The sequence below is a fragment of the Pseudomonas sp. PF05 genome (genome assembly GCF_056521845.1).
Genome location: NZ_JBWLPW010000017.1, coordinates 81,842 through 100,909 on the forward strand (window position 1 = coordinate 81,842; position 19,068 = coordinate 100,909).

General features: G+C 63.2%; 18 protein-coding genes. 6 read left to right on the forward strand and 12 right to left on the reverse strand.

Features of this window, described 5'->3' with window-relative positions; translation table 11 throughout:
* Positions 1 to 9: 9 nt before the first annotated feature.
* The 5 genes from mrdA to AC09SL_RS24095 all read right to left on the reverse strand — a co-directional run bounded on the left by mrdA (position 10) and on the right by AC09SL_RS24095 (position 4,914).
* Positions 10 to 1,905, reverse strand: a complete 1,896-nt coding sequence (mrdA, locus tag AC09SL_RS24075) for a penicillin-binding protein 2 (protein WP_058543148.1) — start codon at positions 1,903 to 1,905, stop codon at positions 10 to 12.
* 9 nt (positions 1,906 to 1,914) lie between these two features.
* Positions 1,915 to 2,382, reverse strand: a complete 468-nt coding sequence (gene rlmH, locus AC09SL_RS24080; protein WP_003185785.1) for a 23S rRNA (pseudouridine(1915)-N(3))-methyltransferase RlmH — start codon at positions 2,380 to 2,382, stop codon at positions 1,915 to 1,917.
* Positions 2,383 to 2,391: 9 nt separating this feature from the next.
* Positions 2,392 to 2,886 carry a ribosome silencing factor gene (gene rsfS / locus AC09SL_RS24085; protein ID WP_058543147.1) on the reverse strand — a complete coding sequence of 165 codons (495 nt, stop codon included), beginning with the start codon at positions 2,884 to 2,886 and terminating at the stop codon, positions 2,392 to 2,394.
* A 71-nt stretch (positions 2,887 to 2,957) separates the two neighbouring features.
* Positions 2,958 to 3,641: a nicotinate-nucleotide adenylyltransferase gene (gene nadD, locus AC09SL_RS24090; RefSeq protein ID WP_025215651.1), complete on the reverse strand. Its 684-nt coding sequence runs from the start codon at positions 3,639 to 3,641 to the stop codon at positions 2,958 to 2,960.
* Position 3,642: 1 nt separating this feature from the next.
* Positions 3,643 to 4,914 (reverse strand): glutamate-5-semialdehyde dehydrogenase, encoded by a 1,272-nt coding sequence (locus tag AC09SL_RS24095; protein WP_058543146.1) that lies wholly within the window; start codon positions 4,912 to 4,914, stop codon positions 3,643 to 3,645.
* 196 nt (positions 4,915 to 5,110) lie between these two features.
* On the opposite strand from AC09SL_RS24095, the gene AC09SL_RS24100 reads away from it, so the two are divergent.
* Both AC09SL_RS24100 and AC09SL_RS24105 read left to right on the forward strand, forming a co-directional pair.
* Positions 5,111 to 5,788, forward strand: a complete 678-nt coding sequence (locus AC09SL_RS24100) for a DNA-3-methyladenine glycosylase (protein WP_058543145.1) — start codon at positions 5,111 to 5,113, stop codon at positions 5,786 to 5,788.
* A 164-nt stretch (positions 5,789 to 5,952) separates the two neighbouring features.
* Positions 5,953 to 7,269 carry a bifunctional DedA family/phosphatase PAP2 family protein gene (locus AC09SL_RS24105; protein WP_058543144.1) on the forward strand — a complete coding sequence of 439 codons (1,317 nt, stop codon included), beginning with the start codon at positions 5,953 to 5,955 and terminating at the stop codon, positions 7,267 to 7,269.
* Between the two features lie 52 nt (positions 7,270 to 7,321).
* On the opposite strand, the gene AC09SL_RS24110 is transcribed toward AC09SL_RS24105, so the two are convergent.
* Genes AC09SL_RS24110 through AC09SL_RS24120 form a run of 3 tightly spaced genes read right to left on the reverse strand, consistent with a single transcriptional unit; the run spans position 7,322 to position 9,001 of the window.
* Entirely contained in the window at positions 7,322 to 7,912 is a 591-nt protein-coding gene (locus AC09SL_RS24110; RefSeq protein WP_058543143.1) for an LON peptidase substrate-binding domain-containing protein, read from the reverse strand.
* Between the two features lie 10 nt (positions 7,913 to 7,922).
* Complete coding sequence (locus AC09SL_RS24115) at positions 7,923 to 8,639, reverse strand: LrgB family protein (RefSeq protein ID WP_058543142.1); 717 nt, start codon at positions 8,637 to 8,639, stop codon at positions 7,923 to 7,925.
* On the reverse strand, positions 8,636 to 9,001 hold the full coding sequence (locus tag AC09SL_RS24120) for a CidA/LrgA family protein (RefSeq protein WP_058543141.1): 366 nt from the start codon (positions 8,999 to 9,001) through the stop codon (positions 8,636 to 8,638). The genes AC09SL_RS24115 and AC09SL_RS24120 overlap by 4 nt, the downstream gene beginning before the upstream one ends.
* Positions 9,002 to 9,361: 360 nt before the next feature.
* Between AC09SL_RS24120 and AC09SL_RS24125 the strand changes: the two genes are divergently transcribed.
* The 3 genes from AC09SL_RS24125 to AC09SL_RS24135 all read left to right on the forward strand — a co-directional run bounded on the left by AC09SL_RS24125 (position 9,362) and on the right by AC09SL_RS24135 (position 12,302).
* Complete coding sequence (locus tag AC09SL_RS24125) at positions 9,362 to 9,817, forward strand: MaoC family dehydratase (RefSeq protein WP_003185804.1); 456 nt, start codon at positions 9,362 to 9,364, stop codon at positions 9,815 to 9,817.
* A 97-nt stretch (positions 9,818 to 9,914) separates the two neighbouring features.
* Positions 9,915 to 11,633 carry a C13 family peptidase gene (locus AC09SL_RS24130; protein WP_058543140.1) on the forward strand — a complete coding sequence of 573 codons (1,719 nt, stop codon included), beginning with the start codon at positions 9,915 to 9,917 and terminating at the stop codon, positions 11,631 to 11,633.
* Positions 11,634 to 11,660: 27 nt separating this feature from the next.
* Positions 11,661 to 12,302, forward strand: a complete 642-nt coding sequence (locus AC09SL_RS24135) for an oxidoreductase (RefSeq protein WP_058543139.1) — start codon at positions 11,661 to 11,663, stop codon at positions 12,300 to 12,302.
* Positions 12,303 to 12,563: 261 nt separating this feature from the next.
* Here AC09SL_RS24135 and AC09SL_RS24140 read toward each other — a convergent pair whose 3' ends face one another.
* From AC09SL_RS24140 to AC09SL_RS24155, 4 genes are all read right to left on the reverse strand, one after another.
* Positions 12,564 to 12,848 carry a YceK/YidQ family lipoprotein gene (locus AC09SL_RS24140; protein WP_058543138.1) on the reverse strand — a complete coding sequence of 95 codons (285 nt, stop codon included), beginning with the start codon at positions 12,846 to 12,848 and terminating at the stop codon, positions 12,564 to 12,566.
* Positions 12,841 to 13,473 (reverse strand): flavin prenyltransferase UbiX, encoded by a 633-nt coding sequence (gene ubiX / locus AC09SL_RS24145; RefSeq protein ID WP_014340390.1) that lies wholly within the window; start codon positions 13,471 to 13,473, stop codon positions 12,841 to 12,843. Before ubiX ends, AC09SL_RS24140 begins: the two co-directional genes overlap by 8 nt.
* Positions 13,470 to 14,819: a UDP-N-acetylmuramate:L-alanyl-gamma-D-glutamyl-meso-diaminopimelate ligase gene (gene mpl / locus AC09SL_RS24150; protein ID WP_058543137.1), complete on the reverse strand. Its 1,350-nt coding sequence runs from the start codon at positions 14,817 to 14,819 to the stop codon at positions 13,470 to 13,472. The genes ubiX and mpl overlap by 4 nt, the downstream gene beginning before the upstream one ends.
* A gap of 246 nt (positions 14,820 to 15,065) precedes the next feature.
* The gene (locus AC09SL_RS24155; RefSeq protein ID WP_058543136.1) at positions 15,066 to 16,970 is read right to left on the reverse strand and encodes a sigma-54-dependent Fis family transcriptional regulator; all 1,905 of its coding nucleotides are present in this window, start codon (positions 16,968 to 16,970) and stop codon (positions 15,066 to 15,068) included.
* Between the two features lie 538 nt (positions 16,971 to 17,508).
* On the opposite strand from AC09SL_RS24155, the gene exaC reads away from it, so the two are divergent.
* Positions 17,509 to 19,029, forward strand: a complete 1,521-nt coding sequence (exaC, locus tag AC09SL_RS24160; RefSeq protein ID WP_014340393.1) for an acetaldehyde dehydrogenase ExaC — start codon at positions 17,509 to 17,511, stop codon at positions 19,027 to 19,029.
* Positions 19,030 to 19,068 lie beyond the last annotated feature (39 nt).

The following is a 19,068-nucleotide window of genomic DNA, read 5'->3' on the forward strand; positions in this document are numbered from 1 at the left end:
CGGTCGAAATTATTCTTCACGGGCCGTAGCCTCCGCGCTGATGGGGCTTGCGAATTCGGGCTTGAGCTGGCCGTGCTCATCCAACAGCCAGGCGTCCATGACCTGGCGCACCACCGGCGCGGCGACGCCGGAACCGGACTCACCGTTCTCGACCATCACCGCCACGACGATCTTGGGGTTTTCGGCCGGCGCAAAACCGACGAACAAGGCGTGGTCGCGGTGGCGTTCCTGGACCTTGGAGCGGTCGTACTTCTCGCCCTGCTTGATGGCGACGACCTGGGCCGTACCGCTCTTGCCGGCAATACGGTACTGCGCGCCGATGGCCGCCTTGCGAGCGGTGCCCCGGGCACCATGCATTACTTGCTGCATGCCGTTGTTGACCTTCTGCCAGTCCGACGGATTGCGCAGGATGATGTCCGGCATCGGGTTCGGGTCCACCGGTTTCTGGCCTTCGATGGTCCTGGCCAGGTGCGGGCGATACCACTTGCCCTTGCTGGCCACCAACGCCGTGGCCTGGGCCAGCTGCAAGGGCGTGGCCTGCATGTAGCCCTGGCCGATCCCCAGGATCAGGGTTTCGCCAGGGAACCACGCCTGGCGCCGGGTGGCGCGCTTCCATTCCCGGGACGGCATCAGCCCGGGCGATTCTTCGAACATGTCCAGGGAGACCTTCTGCCCCAGACCAAACTTGTTCATGTAGGTCGACAACCGATCGATCCCCAGCTTGTGGGCCAGGTCATAGAAGTAGGTGTCGTTGGAACGCATGATGGCCGTTTCCAGGTCCACATAACCGTCGCCGGTGCGGTTCCAGTTGCGGTACTTGTGGTCGTAGTTCGGCAGTTGGTAATAACCGGGGTCGTAGACCCGGCTGGAAGCGGTGATCACACCCGAGTCCAATCCGGCAATCGCCACGGCCGGCTTGATGGTCGATCCCGGCGGATAGAGGCCGCGCAGCACGCGGTTGAACAGTGGCCGGTCGATGGAATCGCGCAATTCGGCGTAGGCCTTGAAGCTGATGCCAGTGACGAACAGGTTCGGGTCGAAACTCGGCTGGCTGACCATCGCCAGCACCTCGCCGGTGTTGGGGTCCAGCGCCACCACCGCGCCGCGCCGGCCGCCCAGCGCCGCTTCGGCGGCCTCTTGCAGCTTGATGTCCAGGCTCAGGACGATGTCCTTGCCGGGGATCGGGTCGGTACGCTTGAGCACTCGCAATACGCGGCCGCGGGCGTTGGTCTCGACTTCTTCGTACCCCACCTGGCCATGCAGCTCGGGCTCGTAGAAGCGCTCGATGCCGGTCTTGCCGATATGGTGGGTACCGCTGTAATTGACAGGATCTAGGGTCTTGAGCTCTTTCTCGTTGATCCGCCCCATGTAGCCGACCGAGTGGGCAAAGTGCGCCCCCTGGGGATAATGCCGCACCAACTGCGCCACCACCTCGACGCCCGGCAGGCGGAACTGGTTCACGGCGATCAGGGCGATCTGCTCTTCGGTCAGCTCGAACAGAATCGGCACCGGCTCGAACGGGCGCCGGCCCTGGCGCATGCGCTTCTCGAAGATCGCCCGGTCCTCGGGCGTCAGTTGCAGCACTTCGACGATCACGTCGAGCACATGCTGCCAGTCGCCGGAGCGCTCGCGGGTCATGCTCAGGCTGAAGCTGGGCCGGTTATCCGCCACCACCACGCCATTGCGGTCGAAGATCAACCCGCGGGTCGGCGGAATCGGCTGCACATGCACCCGGTTGTTTTCCGACAGGGTCGAGTGGTACTCGTACTGGATCACCTGGAGAAAATACAAGCGCGCAATCAGCACGCCGATCAGCGTCACCACGGCAATGGCGCCGAACACGACACGGCCCCGCACCAGGCGGGCGTCTTTTTCGTGGTCCTTGATGCGGATCGGCTGAGGCATGGGGCAAGATTACTTGTGGTAAGGGTGCCCGGACAGGACTGTCCAGGCACGATACAGCTGTTCGCCGATCAATATCCGCACCAGCGGGTGCGGCAACGTCAACGGCGACAATGACCAGCGCTGATCGGCCCGGGCGCAGACTTCAGGCGCCAGCCCTTCCGGGCCACCGACCATGAAATTGACCGTGCGCGAATCCAGCCGCCAGCGATCGAGCTCTACCGCCAGTTGCTCGGTGCTCCAGGGCTTGCCGTGGACTTCAAGGGTGACGATGCGCTCGTTCGGCCCGACCTTGGCCAGCATGGCTTCGCCTTCCTGGCGGATGAAGCGCGCCACGTCGGCGTTCTTGCCACGGGTGTTGAGCGGAATTTCCACCAGTTCCAGGGCCAGCTCGGACGGAAGACGCTTGGCATATTCATGCCAACCTTCTTCCACCCACTTGGGCATGCGAGAACCGACGGCGATCAGGCGCAGTCGCACAGCGGTCCCTTATTGCTGGTCTTTGTTGAGCTTGGTGAAGTGCTCATGGGGGTTTTCCGGGCTGTGGTGCGCGGCGCTGGCCGAACGGCTCTGCTCGGCACCGGCCCACAGGCGCTCCAGGTCATAGAACTGGCGCGCCGAGGCGGTCATCATGTGCACGATGACGTCGTCCATGTCCAGCAAGACCCAGTCGCTGTCACCCTTGCCTTCTTCACCCAGCGGCTTGACGCCTTGGGCCTTGACCGCTTCGCGGACCTTGTCCAGCATCGCGCCGATCTGGCGGTTGGACGTACCGGTGGCGATGATCATGTAGTCCGTGATGCTCTGCTTTTCACGAACGTCGATCACCTGGATGTCCTGGGCCTTGACGTCTTCCAGGGCCGCCACGGCCACCTTGACCAGCTCTTCGCCGACCAGTGCCACGCCAGTGTGGGCCTCTACCGGCAGCGGGGCGCTTTTGAACGTGCCTTTGCGCTTTACTTTGTTTACGTCTTTGTCAGTCATATAAAACTCGTTTTGCTCGTATGTTCGGGCGCTTCGCTACACGCATTCACGTGCCTTGAAGCGCGCCTTTTTCAGTTCGACGCACGGTAAAGCCCGTGCGCATCGATGTAGGCCAGGACCGCGTCGGGCACCAGGAAACGTACCGACTTACCGCTGGCCAGCAGTTGACGGATCTGGGTGGCGGATACCGCGAGCGGCGTCTGCCAGACGAATGCAATCTGTCCGCTCGGCCCTTTCAGGGCCAGCGGGTCGCTCACCGAGCGTGCCGCCAGCAGGTTGCGCAAGGCATCCGGCGGCTCGCTGTCGGCATCCGGGCGTTGCAGCACCAGGATGTGGCAATGCTGGAGCAACTCTTCCCAGCGATGCCAAGTGGGCAGGCCGCAAAATGCGTCCCAGCCCAGAAGCAGAAAAACCTGGGCATCAGCGGCCAGTTCGGCGCGCATCAGCTCCAGGGTATCAATGGTGTAGGACGGTTTGTCCCGCTGCAATTCGCGGGCGTCCACCACCAGCGGCGCCACACCGGCCACCGCGCACTCGACCATCGCCAGGCGGTCCTGCGCCGACACCTGCGGCGTATCCCGATGAGGTGGCCGGGCGCTGGGCGTCAGGCGTAGCTCATCGAGGGCCAGGGCGTCGGCGACTTCCAGCGCACCGCGCAAATGGCCGATGTGCACCGGGTCGAACGTGCCGCCCAGGATACCGATGCGCCGGGGCGGGGTTGTCGTCACTGCGGCTGACGGGTCAAGGTCGCCCAAGTCAGACCGGCTCCTGTCCGCGCAGCTGGCCGTCACCCACCACGATGTACTTCTCGCAGGTCAGGCCTTCAAGACCCACCGGGCCGCGGGCGTGCAGCTTATCAGTAGAAATGCCGATCTCGGCACCCAATCCGTATTCGAAGCCATCGGCGAAGCAGGTCGGGGTGTTGATCATCACCGATGCCGAATCCACTTCAGCCACGAAGCGCCGGGTTTCACCCAGGTTTTCACTGACGATGGAGTCGGTGTGGTGCGAGCCGTGGCGGTTGATGTGCTCGATGGCTTCATCCAGCCCGTCGACCACACGGATCGACAGGATCGGTGCCAGGTATTCGGTGTCCCAGTCTTCTTGCGTGGCCGCAACGGCCTCGATGATCGCCCGGGTGCGCTCGCAACCGCGCAGCTCGACGCCTTTTTCGCGGAACTGGGCAGCCATCGATGGCAGGAATTGCTTGGCCACGGCCTGGTCCACCAGCAGGGTTTCCATCGCGCCGCAGATACCGTAGCGGTAGGTCTTGGCGTTGAAGGCGATGCGCTGGGCTTTCGGCAATTCGGCGTGGGCGCTGACATAGACGTGGCAGATGCCGTCCAGGTGCTTGATCACCGGCACGCGGGCATCACGGCTGACCCGTTCGATCAGGCCCTTGCCACCGCGCGGTACGATGACATCGACGAACTCGGGCATGGTAATCAATGCGCCGACGGCGGCACGGTCGGTGGTTTCCACCACTTGCACCACGGCCGCTGGCAGATCGGCCTCGGCCAGGCCGCGCTGGATGCAGGCGGCAATGGCACGGTTGGAATGGATAGCCTCGGAGCCGCCACGCAGGATGGTCGCGTTACCCGACTTCAGGCACAGGCTCGCGGCGTCGATGGTCACGTTCGGGCGCGACTCGTAGATGATCCCGACCACGCCCAGGGGCACGCGCATCTTGCCGACCTGGATGCCCGACGGACGGTAGCTCATGTCGCGGATCGCCCCGACCGGGTCCGGCAGGGCCGCAACCTGGCGCAGACCGACGATCATGCCGTCGATGCGGGCCGGGGTCAGCGCCAGGCGCTCGAGCATGGCCGGTTCCAGGCCATTGGCCCGGCCGGCGGCCAGGTCCAGCTCATTGGCGGCGGACAACTCGGCACGCGCAGCGTCCAGCGCACTGGCGGCGGCCTGCAGGGCGCGGTTTTTCTGCGCGGTGCTGGCACGGCCGATGATGCGCGACGCTTGGCGAGCGGCGCGACCCAGGCGGATCATGTAGTCAAGAACGGACTCAGTCATGGTCTGTGTGGTCTTGGCGATGAGGAAAGCGGCAGATTATAGCTGTCGTAACCCTCGACTAACAGCATGGACTCGCAGTGGTGACCGGCGGAGAAGCAAAACAGGTGTAAACAGCCGGTTGAAGCGAGTGTTCAGCGGTGATTAAGCTTTCCATTGGTATCATCGCGCTTCCTCTGGCCTCACCTCGTCTATCGCCATGACCGATTTGCCATCACCCAACGCCCTGCCCCACGCCTTTTTCGATCGCGACGCGCAAGTGCTTGCCAAGGACCTGCTGGGTAAAGTCATCCGCCACAAGGTCGGTGACCTGTGGCTCAGCGCGCGGATCATCGAGACCGAGGCGTATTACTTCGCCGAAAAAGGCAGCCACGCCTCGCTGGGCTACACAGAAAAACGTAAGGCGTTGTTTCTGGATGGCGGCCACATCTATATGTACTACGCACGGGGCGGTGATTCGTTGAACTTCAGCGCCCAGGGCCCAGGCAATGCAGTGCTGATCAAATCGGCGTACCCGTGGGTCGACGCCCTTTCCGGGCCGGCGAGCCTGGCGCAGATGCTGCTCAACAACCCCGACGCCCAAGGCCGGCCGCGCACACCGCAGAAACTCTGTGCCGGCCAGACCCTGCTGTGCAAAGCCCTGGGGTTGAGGGTGCCGGACTGGGACGCCAAACGCTTCGACCCCGAACGCTTGTTGGTGGAAGACGTCGGCGTGCCGACGGTCAACGCGATCCAGACCACGCGCCTGGGTATTCCCCAGGGACGAGACGAGCACCTGCCCTACCGCTTCGTTGACGCTGCCTACGCCCCATGGTGCACCCGCAACCCTTTGCGGCGCGGGCAGGTCGAAGGGCGTGATTATTTTTTGTTGCCCTGATGAAATACCGTATACCCCCTGTGGGAGCAAGGCTTGCCCGCGATGCAGGCGACACGGGTCAACAGTAAGGTCGTGTCACCGCTCGTCGCGAGCAAGCTTTGCTCCCACAAGCTCTCCCCACAGCAAAAACTGCATGCCGATCAATATTCAATGGAGTTGTACTTATGGGCCCATGGCTCGATAGCATCACCGGCTGGCTGACCGTCAACCCGCAATGGCTGGCGGTGGCGGTGTTCATCGTCGCCTGCGTGGAGTGCCTGGCCATCGCCGGCCTGATCGTGCCGGGTACCGTGCTGTTGTTTGCCATCGCCGTGCTGGCCGGTAGCGGCGCGTTGTCCTTGGGCGAGACGTTGCTGCTGGGCCTGCTCGGCGGGCTGCTCGGGGACTTGGTGTCGTACTTCCTGGGCCGGCATTTCCACCAGAACATCCGGCGCCTGCCAGGGCTGCGGCATCACCCGGAATGGATGAGCGCTGCGGAAAGTTATTTCCAGCGCTACGGCATCGCCAGCCTGCTGGTGGGTCGTTTTATCGGCCCGCTACGGCCGATGTTGCCGATGGTGGCCGGGATGTGCGACATGCCGTTCCCGCGCTTCGCCGCCGTCAGCGTGTTGGCTGCGGCGGGCTGGACCGTGGCGTACCTGCTGCCGGGCTGGGCCACCGGGGCGGCGTTTCGCCTGCCGCTGCCCGAAGGTTTCTGGCCACAGGCCGGCGTGGTCATCGGCAGCATCGCGGTGATGATCGGGCTGAGCGTCAACAGCAGCCTGCGTCGTCATCGCCATGCCTCGGCGCTGATCGCAGGCCTTGGCCTGGTGATCCTGATCAGTCTGTTCATCGGCTTTCGCTACCTGAGCGCGTTCGATCAAGGCCTGATGACCCTGGTCCAGGAGCACCGCAGCCCGACGCTGGATGAAATCGCGGTGACCTTCACGCTGATGGGCGAATTCCGCTACATGCTGATTTTCAGCGCGCTGCTGACCGGGTTGCTGTTGCTGGCGCGCCAATGGCGCCAGGCAATCTTTGCCGGTGGCGCGATGCTGCTCACCGCCCTGGCCAATACCGGCAGCAAACACTTCTTTGCCCGCATGCGCCCGGAAATCCTCACCGACCCGCTGACCAGCTACAGCATGCCCAGCGGCCACGCCTCCGGGGCGTTCGCGCTGTTCCTGGCCCTCGCCGTCCTGGCCGGACGCGGCCAACCGCCACGCCTGCGCCTGACCTGGCTGCTGCTGGGCTGCCTGCCGGCGCTGGCCATTGCCCTGTCGCGGGTGTACCTGGGCGCGCATTGGCCGAGTGACATCGTCGCCGGGGCGATGCTCGCCGCCTGTGTCTGCGCCGCCGTGCTGTGGTTGAGCCAACGCCAGACCCCGCTGCCGGCCATGCCGCCGAAAATCTGGTGGCTGATCCTGCCGGCGCTGGTGGCGGCGTTCAGCTTCTTCGCCCTGCGGCACCTGCCGCATGCGATGTTGCGGTATGCCTATTGATGCCAAGACGCTGCCACAGGGGATCAGTGCTGTTCAGTAGATATGTGTGGTATCAGGCGAAGAGTTCGCCCTGCAATTCATCGAGCAAGGCCTGGATCGCATCCAGCCGCTGCTGGGGATCATCGAGTTGCAGCAGGTCGATCTTGTCCAACTCATTGAACGGCAACAGGTAGGCCAGTTGATTGGCCAGCGATTGCTGGCCGCTCGCTTCGGTGCCCATGTTCAGCGCCTCGACCATCGGGTGCTCGGCCAGGGCCTTGAGCAGCGCCACCAGGTCGGCGTCTTCCTCTTGCAGCGGTTGCTCCGGCTCTTCTTCCAGCCACTCGACCTCAGCGACCGTCAGTTGATCCGCCTGGACGCTGCTGCCATGGACGATAAAGCGCCGCCCGCCCTGCACGCGAATGCCCAGCAGGCCATTGTCCTGCTGGGAGAAATCGGTGATGCGTGCTTCACAACCGACCCGCGCGTAGCCTTCAGGCGCGATGCCGACTTCCTCGCCATCGAGGATGCACACCACGCCGAAGCCTTCGCCCTTTTTCATGCAGCGCCCGATCATGTCGAGGTAACGCGCCTCGAAAATCTGCAAGTCGAGGATGCAACCGGGGAACAGCACGGTGTTCAACGGGAAAAGCGGCAAGCTCATAACCAATTCCTTAAACCGTCATCGACACCACCAACGGCAGCAACACCGCCGTGGCCACGCCCATCAGACTCATCGCCAGCGCCGCAAAGGCGCCGGTTTCCTCGCTTTCCTGCAACGCCACCGACGTACCCACCGCATGGGCCGCCAACCCCAGGGCCATGCCCCGGGCCTCAGGGCTATGGACACCCAGCTTCGTCAGAATGCTCGGGCCGAGGATCGCCCCGAGCACACCGGTGATCAACACAAACACCGCCGCCATCGCCGCGACACCGCCGATCTGCTCGGCCACCAGCATGGCGATCGGCGAGGTCACGGACTTGGGCGCCATGGTCATCAGAATCATGTGCTCGGCGCCGAACGCCCAACCCAACACCACCGCAGAGCCCGTGGCAAACACCCCGGCTATCACCAGCGTAGTAAAAATCGGCCAGAACAACTGCCGGATCCGTCGCAGGTTCAGATACAACGGCACCGCCAGGGCGACCGTGGCCGGGCCCAGCAGGATGCTGAGGATCTCGGTGCTCTTGCGGTACTCGGCATAGTCGATGCCGCAACCGACCAGCACGCCGATCAACAGCACCATCGACATCAACACCGGTTGCAGGAACACCCAGCGCGTCTTTTCGAACGCCGCCAGCACCAGTTGATAGGCACCCAGGGTAATGCCGATGCCGAACAGCGGATGGTGGATCACCGAAGCCCAGGCGCCCTGCCAATCGAGCATCATTGGCTGTCCTCCGAGGCGGCGATGTGACGTCGGGCCAGGCGCTGCATCAGCAACCCCGTCAACGCCACGGACAGCACCAGCGACAATGTCAACGCGCCGACGATGGCCCAGAAATCGGCGGCAATGGCCCGGGCATAGACCATCACGCCCACCGCGGGCGGCACCAGCAGCAATGGCAGATAACGCAGCAGGCTGCCAGCGGCCAGGTTCAACGGTTCGCTGACTTCGCCGCGCACCACCAGATAGCCCAGCAACAGCAGCAGGCCAACGATCGGCCCCGGCAGCACCGGCAAGAACAAATGATTGATCGCAGTGCCCAGCAATTGAAACAGCACCAGCCAGGTCAGGCCCCGTAGCAACATCCGCTCTCCCCCCTCACAAACACCATGAACCCCCTCCCCGTAGGAGCCGCGCAGAGCTGCGTAGGAGCTGCGTAGGAGCTGTCGAGTGCAACGAGGCTGCGATCTTTCCCCAGACACTTGAGTCTCAAGCGAAAGATCAAGATCAAGATCAAGATCAAAATCAAAAGATCGCAGCCTTCGGCAGCTCCTACAGGGAGTAACCAGATGACACATTTAAACACGCCCGCGCTATGAGCCGGCATTCGTAAAAAGCATGTTCGGTGACCTTACTTGCGCGCCATGTTGATCTACAGTGGTTCTCCGGGGACGCAGTTCCCCGCTCCAGAAAAAGTAAAACAGATGAACCCAAGGAGAGTCTCAATGCCCTACGTCCCCGTTGCAGCGCTCAAAGATTATGTCGGCAAGGAACTTGGACGTTCCGAATGGCTCACCATCGATCAGGACCGCATCAACCTGTTCGCCGAAGCCACTGGCGACTTTCAGTTCATCCACGTCGATCCGGTCAAGGCCGCGCAGACCCCGTTCGGCAGCACCATCGCCCACGGCTTCCTGTCGCTGTCGCTGATGCCCAAGCTGATGGAAGACATCCTGATCCTGCCCGAAGGCGTGAAGATGGTCGTCAACTACGGGCTGGACAGCGTGCGCTTCATCCAACCGGTGAAGGTCGATTCCAAGGTCCGACTCAAGGTCGACCTGGTGGAAGTCACCGAGAAAAAACCTGGCCAATGGCTGCTCAAGGCCACCGCCACGCTGGAAATCGAAGGTTCGGAAAAACCGGCCTACATCGCCGAGCCGCTGTCGCTCTGCTTCGTGTAAACCTGCGCGGTCGCGAAACCGTCCAGGCAGTTTCGCATCGCTTCTCCTAACGCGCATAGCTGCGGCATACTCGTGGCCTGATGACCTGGATCCCGTTATGCGCTTATTCGTCCCACTGACCCTGACCCTGCTGCTCACCGCCTGTGGCGACGGCGAATCGCCGCTGCCTCCCGACGCGCGCCTGCCCGACGGCGGACGCTATCGCGGCGACCTGGTGGATGGGCTGCTGCAAGGCCAGGGGCGCATCGACTACCCCAATGGCAGCTGGTACGCCGGGCAGTTCGACAAAGGCCAGTGGCACGGCACCGGGGAATGGCATGGCAGCAATGGCGAGGTCTATCGCGGCCAGTTCCAGCACGGCCTGTTCCACGGCCAGGGCAGCCTGACCACACCGACCAGCAGCTACACCGGCGGCTTCAAGCTGGGGCGACGGGACGGTGAAGGGACACTCCAGGAAAACGGCATGACCTACCGGGGCGAGTTCAAGGCCGACCGCTATTCCGGCCTCGGCCGCCTGGAACTCGACGACGGCAGCCAGTACCAGGGCCCATTCACCAACGGCAAGCCCAACGGCGAAGGCCAGCGCTTCGACGCCAGCGGCAACCAGTTCACCGGGCAGTTTGTCGACGGGCAACTGCAGGGCAAGGGCACCTTCAACAGCGCCGACGGCGATGTCTACATCGGCGGCTTCAAGAACAACCAACTCAACGGTCGCGGACGCTACGAAAATGCCGACGGCGACGTCTGGATCGGCCGGTTCAAGGAGGGTGCGCTGACCGGCAAGGGCGAATTGATCGGTGCCGACGGCAGCCACTACCTCGGTCAATTCAATGATTGGCGCTTTACCGGCGAGGGCCGCCTGAACCTGCCCGACGGCAGTTTTTACGTCGGTCAGTTCGAAAGCGACAGTTACCACGGGCGTGGCACTTTGGCGCTGACCGACGGCACCGTGCAAAGCGGCACCTGGGCCAACGGCCAACGGGTGCGCGACGCTGACGACAGGCTGCTGCCGGATGTGCTCGAACTCGGCTTGCTGGCCCAGGGCCGCCTGCTGGAGGATGCCCTGGCCAACATCCCGGCCTCGACGCCTGCGGTGGAGCTGTACAGCCTGACCCTGGGCGGCGACGGTAAACAAAGCGTGTTCCTGCGTGAATCAGACTATGTCGCCAATATGCTCACCAGCCGTTTCGGCGCGTTCGGGCAGATCCGCCTGGTCAACCACCGCGATCACCTCAGCGACCGGCCCATGGCCAGCCGCGAAAGCCTGCGCCGCGCTGCCGCCACGTTGGCCGAACGCAGCGGCCCGGAAGACCTGATCTTCATTTACCTGACCAGCCACGGCACCAGCGAGCACGAGCTGGTGCTCGACCAGCCACGCATGGAACTGGCCGACCTGCCCGCCGATGAACTGGCCGCGGTGCTGGCGCCATTGAAGAACCGCGACAAGATCGTGGTGATCTCGGCCTGCTATTCCGGCGGTTTCATCCCGGCGCTCAAGGATGAACGCACCCTGATCATGACCGCTTCACGGGCCGACCGAGTCTCCTTCGGCTGCTCCGAGGAAGCCAACTTCACCTATTTCGGCGATGCGCTGTTCGCCCAGGCATTGAACCAGACCGACAACCTGGAGCAGGCCTTCAAACGGGCCAAGGCCACCGTTGCCGAACGCGAACAGGCAGACAATTTCGAGGCGTCCGAACCGCAGATGTGGGCGCCCAGGACGGTCCTTTCCCACTGGCAACTGCTGCGCAAACAGCAGGCACGTAAAGCATTGCAAAGCACTGCATTGAACGACGAGGCCACAAAGAGCAACTAAGCTGAACCGTATCAAGGGGGAAACACTATGTACTTGACGCCTCAGCATGTTTTGCTCGCCGGTGCGACCGGGTTGACCGGGGAACACCTGTTGGACCGGCTGCTCAACGAGCCGACCATCACCCGGGTCCTGGCCCCCACCCGCCGGCCATTGGCCGAGCACACGCGCCTGGAAAATCCGGTCGGGGAACCGGCCCAGGTGCTGCCACAACTCAGTGGCCAGGTCGACATCGCCTTCTGCTGCCTCGGCACGACCATCAAGAAAGCCGGTTCCGAGCAAGCCTTCCGCGCGATAGACCTGGACCTGGTCGTGGCGTTTGCCAAGCGCGCCCGGGAACTGGGCGCACGCCACCTGGTGGTGGTCAGCGCGCTGGGGGCCGACGCCAAGTCATCGATCTTCTACAACCGGATCAAAGGTGAAATGGAGGCAGCACTCAAGGCCCAGGGCTGGCCGCAACTGACCATTTGCCGGCCTTCCCTGCTGCTGGGCGACCGGGCTGAACCGCGCCTGGCCGAGCAGCTGGCCGGTCCCTTGTCGAAACTGATCCCCGGCAAGTACCACGGCATCGAAGCCTGCCAACTGGCCCGCGCCATGTGGCGTCTGGCGCTGGAAGAGCAGGATGGGGTGCGGGTGGTGGAGTCGGATGAGTTGCGCAAGCTCGGCAAATGATTCTGCGGACGCCCTGTAGGAGCTGCCGAAGGCTGCGATCTTTTGATTTTGATCTTTCGCTTGCGACTCAAGTGGCTGGGGAAAGATCGCAGCCTCGTTGCACTCGACAGCTCCTACACAGCGCTCTACGTAGCTCCTGTGTAGCTCCTGTGTAGCTCCTGTGTAGCTCCTGTGTAGCTCCTGTGTAGCGTCCATGCGCAGCCCAGCGGGGTAAACTCCTTCGCCACGGGTTTTGGGCAGGTCAAGGTACTGTGGTGTTTGTTACAACCCGCCTGTGGCTTGAAACCCCACCCCTATCGCCGTAAACAACGACAACGGCAACAACAAGGTATCGAGCAGCGCACTGCCCGGCAGATCGAGACCCGGGTAACTCGGGGCCTCGGCACCAAAGCGGTCCTTGGCGCAGCAGCCACCGTTGAGGGCGTAAAGATCCAGGCGCGTGCCCGCGTACACCACCGGCGCGCCGGGCTTGGCGGCGTCGAGGGTGCGGACGGTGGCGCAGCCGCTCAGTTGCAGCGCCAGCAGCACGATCAGCAGCTTATTCATCACTGCTCAAATGATGCTCGCCCCAACGCGGCAACATGTCCTGGGGGATGTTCAGCAGATTGAGGATCCGGGCGACGACAAAATCGATCAGGTCGTCGATGGTCTGCGGCTGGTGATAGAAACCCGGCGAGGCCGGCAGGATGGTCACGCCCATGTTCGACAGCTTGAGCATGTGCTCCAGGTGAATGCTCGAATACGGCGCTTCCCGCGGCACCAGGATCAACTGCCGGCGCTCCTTGAGCGTCACGTCCGCCGCCCGTTCGATCAGGTTGTTGCAGGCCCCGGTGGCAATCGCCGACAGCGTCCCGGTGGAACACGGCACCACCACCATGGCGGCCGGTGCGCCGGAGCCCGAGGCCACCGGCGACATCCAGTCTTCCTTGCCATACACGCGAATCTGCCCCGCCGCCGCACCGGTGTATTCAGTGAGGAAGGCCTGCATCATCTGGGTCTTGGCCGGCAGGGTCACGTCGGTCTCGGTGGCCATCACCAGTTGCGCGGCCTTGGAGATGAGGAAATGCACCTCGCGGTCTTCGCGCACCAGGCAATCGAGCAGGCGCAAGCCGTACTGGGCGCCGGAAGCCCCGGTCATCGCCAGCGTGATGCGTTCCGGACCATTGCTCATTTCAGGGCCTCGGCCAGTTTGCCGTGCAGGCCGCCGAAGCCGCCGTTGCTCATGATCACCACGTGAGTGCCGGGCTGGGCCTGGCTCTTCACGCGTTCGATGATGCCTTCCAGGGAATCGCTGACAATCGACGGCACCGTGCACAGCGCCGCAGTGGCGCCCAGGTCCCAACCGAGGTTGGCCGGTGCGTACCAGATCACCTGGTCGGCATCGACCACGCTTTCCGGCAGGCCATCACGGTGCGCACCGAGCTTCATGGAATTGGAACGCGGCTCGATGATCGCAATCAGCGGCGCATCACCGATGCGCTTGCGCAACCCGTCGAGGGTGGTGGCGATGGCGGTCGGGTGGTGGGCGAAGTCGTCATAGATGGTGATGCCGTTCACCTCGGCGACTTTCTCCATGCGCCGCTTCACGCTCTTGAACGCGCTCAACGCAGCAATGCCCATGGCCGGCACCACGCCGACATGCCGGGCCGCCGCCAGGGTCGCCAGGGCGTTGGCGACGTTGTGCTGGCCAGTCATGTCCCAGTCGACCACGCCCTGGGAGTGGCCTTCGAACATGACTTCGAATTGCGAGCCGTCATCCTTGAGCAACTTCACCTGCCACTGCCCGCCAGCGCCGGTGGTTTGCACCGGGGTCCAGCAGCCCATGTCGATCACCCGCTGCAATGCCGGCTCGGTGGTCGGATGGATGATCAGGCCTTCACTGGGGATGGTGCGCACCAAATGGTGGAACTGCCGCTCGATGGCCGGCAGATCGGGGAAGATGTCGGCATGATCGAACTCAAGGTTGTTGAGAATCGCCGTGCGCGGACGGTAGTGGACGAATTTCGAGCGCTTGTCGAAAAACGCGCTGTCGTACTCGTCGGCCTCGATCACGAAGAACGGCGTGCCACCCAGGCGCGCCGACACCGAGAAGTTCTGCGGCACGCCACCGATCAAAAAGCCCGGGCTCATGCCCGCATGCTCCAGCACCCAGGCGAGCATGCTGCTGGTGGTGGTCTTGCCGTGGGTGCCGGCCACAGCCAGGACCCAGCGGCCCTGCAACACGTGATCGGCCAGCCACTGCGGCCCGGACACGTACGGCAGGCCTTTGTTGAGCACGTACTCCACCGCCGGGTTGCCACGGGACATGGCGTTGCCGATGACCACCAGGTCTGGCGCCGGGTCCAGTTGCGCCGGGTCGTAGCCTTGGGTCAGCTCGATGCCCTGGGCTTCCAGCTGCGTGCTCATCGGCGGGTAGACGTTGGCGTCGGAGCCGGTCACGTGATGGCCCAGCTCCTTGGCCAGGACCGCCATCGAACCCATGAAAGTGCCGCAAATACCGAGAATATGGATGTGCATAGTCGACCTCGTAAAACATGGCCGCAGGTTAGCCTAGGGAGGGGGAAATCGCACCTTGTGTTTGAACCTCGGCGCACAGGCGGCCTTCTGTGGGAGCAAGGCTTGCCCGCGATAGCGGTGGATCAGCTTGCGGCGATATTGAATGTGCCGACGTCATCGCGAGCAAGCCCGCTCCCACAAATGAATGTACAAGCTGGCTTTTGTGGCGAGGGGATAAATCCCCTCGCCACAAAGGCAGTCAGTGCTTTATCGGGCAATCGCGTGTTTACGCAGCTTTCGGTAAAGGGTATTGCGGCTGATCCCCAGTTGTTCCGCCGTGTGGGTCATGTGCCAGCGCTGGCGTTCCAGCGCATCGAGCAGCGCCAGGCGCTCGGCATCCTCCAGCGGTCGCTCCGCCACCGCTTCAACCAGCTCAACCGGGCGTTGGCGGATCATGGCCGGCAAATCCTCCAGGCCAATCCGCCCGCCGTCGCACAGCGCGGCGAGGGTGCGCAGCACATTGCGCAGTTGCCGCACGTTGCCCGGCCAGTCGAACCCCAGCAACGCCTGGCGCGCCGGTTCGTCGATAGACACCGTCTCGGTACCGCTCTCTTCTGCCAACAGAAAATCCAGCAACTGCGACTTGTCGCTGCGCTCGCGCAACGCCGGCAGGGGGATTTCCAGGCCGTTGAGGCGGTAGTACAAATCCTCGCGAAAACTGCCATCGCGCACCCGGTCGAGCAGCTGCCGGTGAGTGGCACTGATGATGCGCACGTTCACCGCCTCGGGCTCGCCGCCAATCGGCACCACCTGGCGATCCTCCAGCACCCGCAGCAAACGGGTCTGCAAGGCCAGGGGCATGTCGCCGATTTCATCGAGGAACAGCGTGCCGCCATCGGCCTGTTGCAGCTTGCCGCGCATGCCTTCCTTGCGCGCGCCGGTGAAGCTGCCGCCGCGATAACCGAACAGCTCGCTCTCGATCAGGCTTTCCGGGATGGCCGCGCAGTTGAGGGCGACGAAGTGCTTGCCGGCGCGCTGGCTGGCGTGGTGCACGGCCTTGGCGAACGCCTCTTTGCCGGAGCCGGTTTCGCCCTGAATCAGCAGCGGTACATCGCGCTCGAACACCCGCAGCGCCTTGCGAAAATGTTCCTGCAACGCCGCATCCCCCAGGCAGATGCCCGGCAGGCGCGCGGGCTCGATGGCCTTGAGCAGCGGCGCAACCGGCACCGGCACGCTACGGGGCTGCCCGCGCAGCACGGCGAACAAATGCCGGCCGTCACGGGTGCGCAATGGCCAGCTCGCACTGGCGTTTACACTCGCGCGGCCAAGCAATTCGTCCAACGAACAATCGAAAAAGTCTTCCACCCGCTGGCCCAACAAGCTGCCGCGAATATGCCCCAGCAGGTTCAGCGCGCTCTGGTTGACGGCGTTGATTCGTCCTTCGCCGTCGAACGCCATCAAACCTTCGCTGAACAGCCCCACGGACTCGGCCTGCAGATGGAAACGCAGCAGCCATTGATTGTCGAAGCAGCGCAGGAAATAGCAGCTCTCGATCATCTTCGCCGAGAGATTGACCAGGGCCATGGTGTGGAACTGGCTCTGGCGCGACACGTCCGGCCGGGCCGAAGACACGTCGAGCACCGCCAGCAGTTCGCCCTGGGGATCGAAGACCGGGCTGGCCGAGCAGGTCAGGCCGGTGTGGCGACCACGGAAATGTTCTTCCTGGTGAATGGTCAGGGCCTGGCGCTCCACCAGACAGGTGCCGATACCGTTGGTGCCTTCGCAGGCTTCGCTCCAGTCGGCGCCGAGCCAGAGGCCGGCCCGTTCGAAAATCTTCCGTTCGCTGGGGGCGGTGACGCAGTTGAGGATCACGCCCCGGGCGTCGGTCAGCAGCACCGCGTGGCCGGCGCCGGAGAGTTGCTGGTGCAGGCTGGTCATTTCATTGCCGGCAATGTGCAGCACTTGCTGCAGGCGTTCGCGGCTTTCCAGCACCCGGCCATGTTCGAGCACCGTCGGCGCCAGGTTCTGGGCCGGGTCGAGGTGATAGTCCTCGAGGCAGCGCAGCCAGGAACGGGCAATCGACGGATCGCTGCCAGGGCCCTGCAAATGGGCCTTGCCCTGGGTGACCGTCAGGACTTGCTGGGCATGGCGACTCAAATGGTTGCTGTGCATTTTCTTATTATTCTCCCGAAGGTGACGGCCTTGCTGGGGTAACGGTCGAATAGCTATCGCTGTCGGAACTCGCCCTGTAGGAGCTGTGTAGGAGCTGTGTAGGAGCTGTGTAGGAGCTGTGTAGGAGCTGTCGAGTGAAACGAGGCTGCGATCTTTTCACTGACAATTGAGTCGCGAGCGAAAGATCAAAAGATCGCAGCCTCGTTTCACTCGACAGCTCCTACAGGGCTTCTACAGGTTCCTACACAGCGCCTACCTGGTCGGCTTCGCATTGAGGCCCAGCATCCTCCAGCCCAACCGCCTTTGCAATGCTGGCGCGACCTGTCAGTCACAGACTGTCTCGCATCTGGCACAAACTGTCACACCCGCTGTATCGCAAGCGTCACACAACCCATCCGTTTGTCCGGCCAACTCCTCCTAAAGTCTTGATTTACGGGCCCTGCAAGGCAATGGCCCAACCTTTGCTCTAGGCTTAATTACCAGCGCTCAATTTTGCGCGGCCCTCCCGTATAAGCACAAAAGCCAAGGAGAACTCATCATGCGTTACGCTCACCCCGGTACTGAAGGCGCTATCGTTTCGTTCAAGAGCAAATACGGTAACTACATCGGCGGCGAGTTCGTCGCGCCTGTCAAAGGTCAGTACTTCACCAACACTTCCCCGGTCAATGGCCAGCCCATTGCCGAGTTCCCGCGCTCCACGGCCGAAGACATCGAAAAAGCCCTGGACGCCGCCCACGCTGCCGCTGATGCCTGGGGCGCCACCTCGGCCCAAGCCCGTTCGCTAGTCCTGCTGAAAATCGCCGACCGCATCGAAGCCAACCTTGAAGTGCTGGCGATCACCGAGTCCTGGGACAACGGCAAGGCCGTGCGCGAAACCCTCAACGCCGACATTCCCCTGGCCGCCGACCACTTCCGCTACTTCGCCGGTTGCCTGCGGGCCCAGGAAGGCAGCGCCGCCGAGATCGACGGCAACACCGTGGCCTACCACATCCATGAACCGCTGGGCGTGGTCGGGCAGATCATCCCGTGGAACTTCCCCCTGCTGATGGCCGCCTGGAAACTCGCCCCGGCCCTGGCCGCCGGTAACTGCGTGGTGCTCAAGCCGGCCGAGCAAACCCCACTGGGCATCTGTGTGCTCATGGAGCTGATCGGCGACCTGCTGCCACCTGGCGTGCTGAACGTGGTGCAAGGTTTCGGCAAAGAAGCCGGCGAAGCCCTCGCCACCAGCAAGCGCATCGCCAAGATCGCCTTCACCGGCTCCACCCCGGTGGGCTCGCACATCATGAAATGCGCTGCCGAGAACATCATCCCGTCGACCGTGGAACTGGGCGGCAAGTCGCCGAACATCTTCTTCGAAGACATCATGCAGGCCGAGCCGAGCTTCATTGAAAAGGCCGCCGAAGGCCTGGTGCTGGCGTTCTTCAACCAGGGTGAAGTCTGCACTTGCCCATCCCGCGCCCTGGTGCAGGAGTCGATCTACGACGAATTCATGCAAGTGGTGATGAAGAAAGTCCTGCAGATCAAACGCGGCGACCCGCTGGACACCGAGACCATGGTCGGCGCCCAGGCGTCCGAGCAGCAATTCGACAAGATTCTTTCGTACCTGGAAATCGCCAAGGGCGAAGGCGCCGAGCTGCTGACCGGTGGCAAGGTGGAAAAACTCGAGGGCAACCTGGCGACCGGGTATTACATCCAGCCGACCCTGCTCAAGGGCACCAACAAAATGCGCGTGTTCCAGGAAGAAATCTTCGGCCCAGTGGTGAGCATCACCACTTTCAAGGACGAAGCCGAAGCCCTGGCGATCGCCAACGACACCGAGTTCGGCCTCGGCGCCGGCCTCTGGACCCGCGACATCAACCGCGCCTACCGCATGGGCCGGGCGATCAAGGCCGGGCGCGTGTGGACCAACTGCTACCACCTGTACCCGGCGCACGCCGCGTTCGGTGGCTACAAGAAGTCCGGCGTGGGTCGTGAGACGCACAAGATGATGCTCGATCACTATCAGCAGACCAAAAACCTGCTGGTGAGCTACGACATCAATCCGTTGGGGTTCTTCTAAGCCCTTGGGGCCAGGCAGGTCATTCTGCCTGGCCCTTTA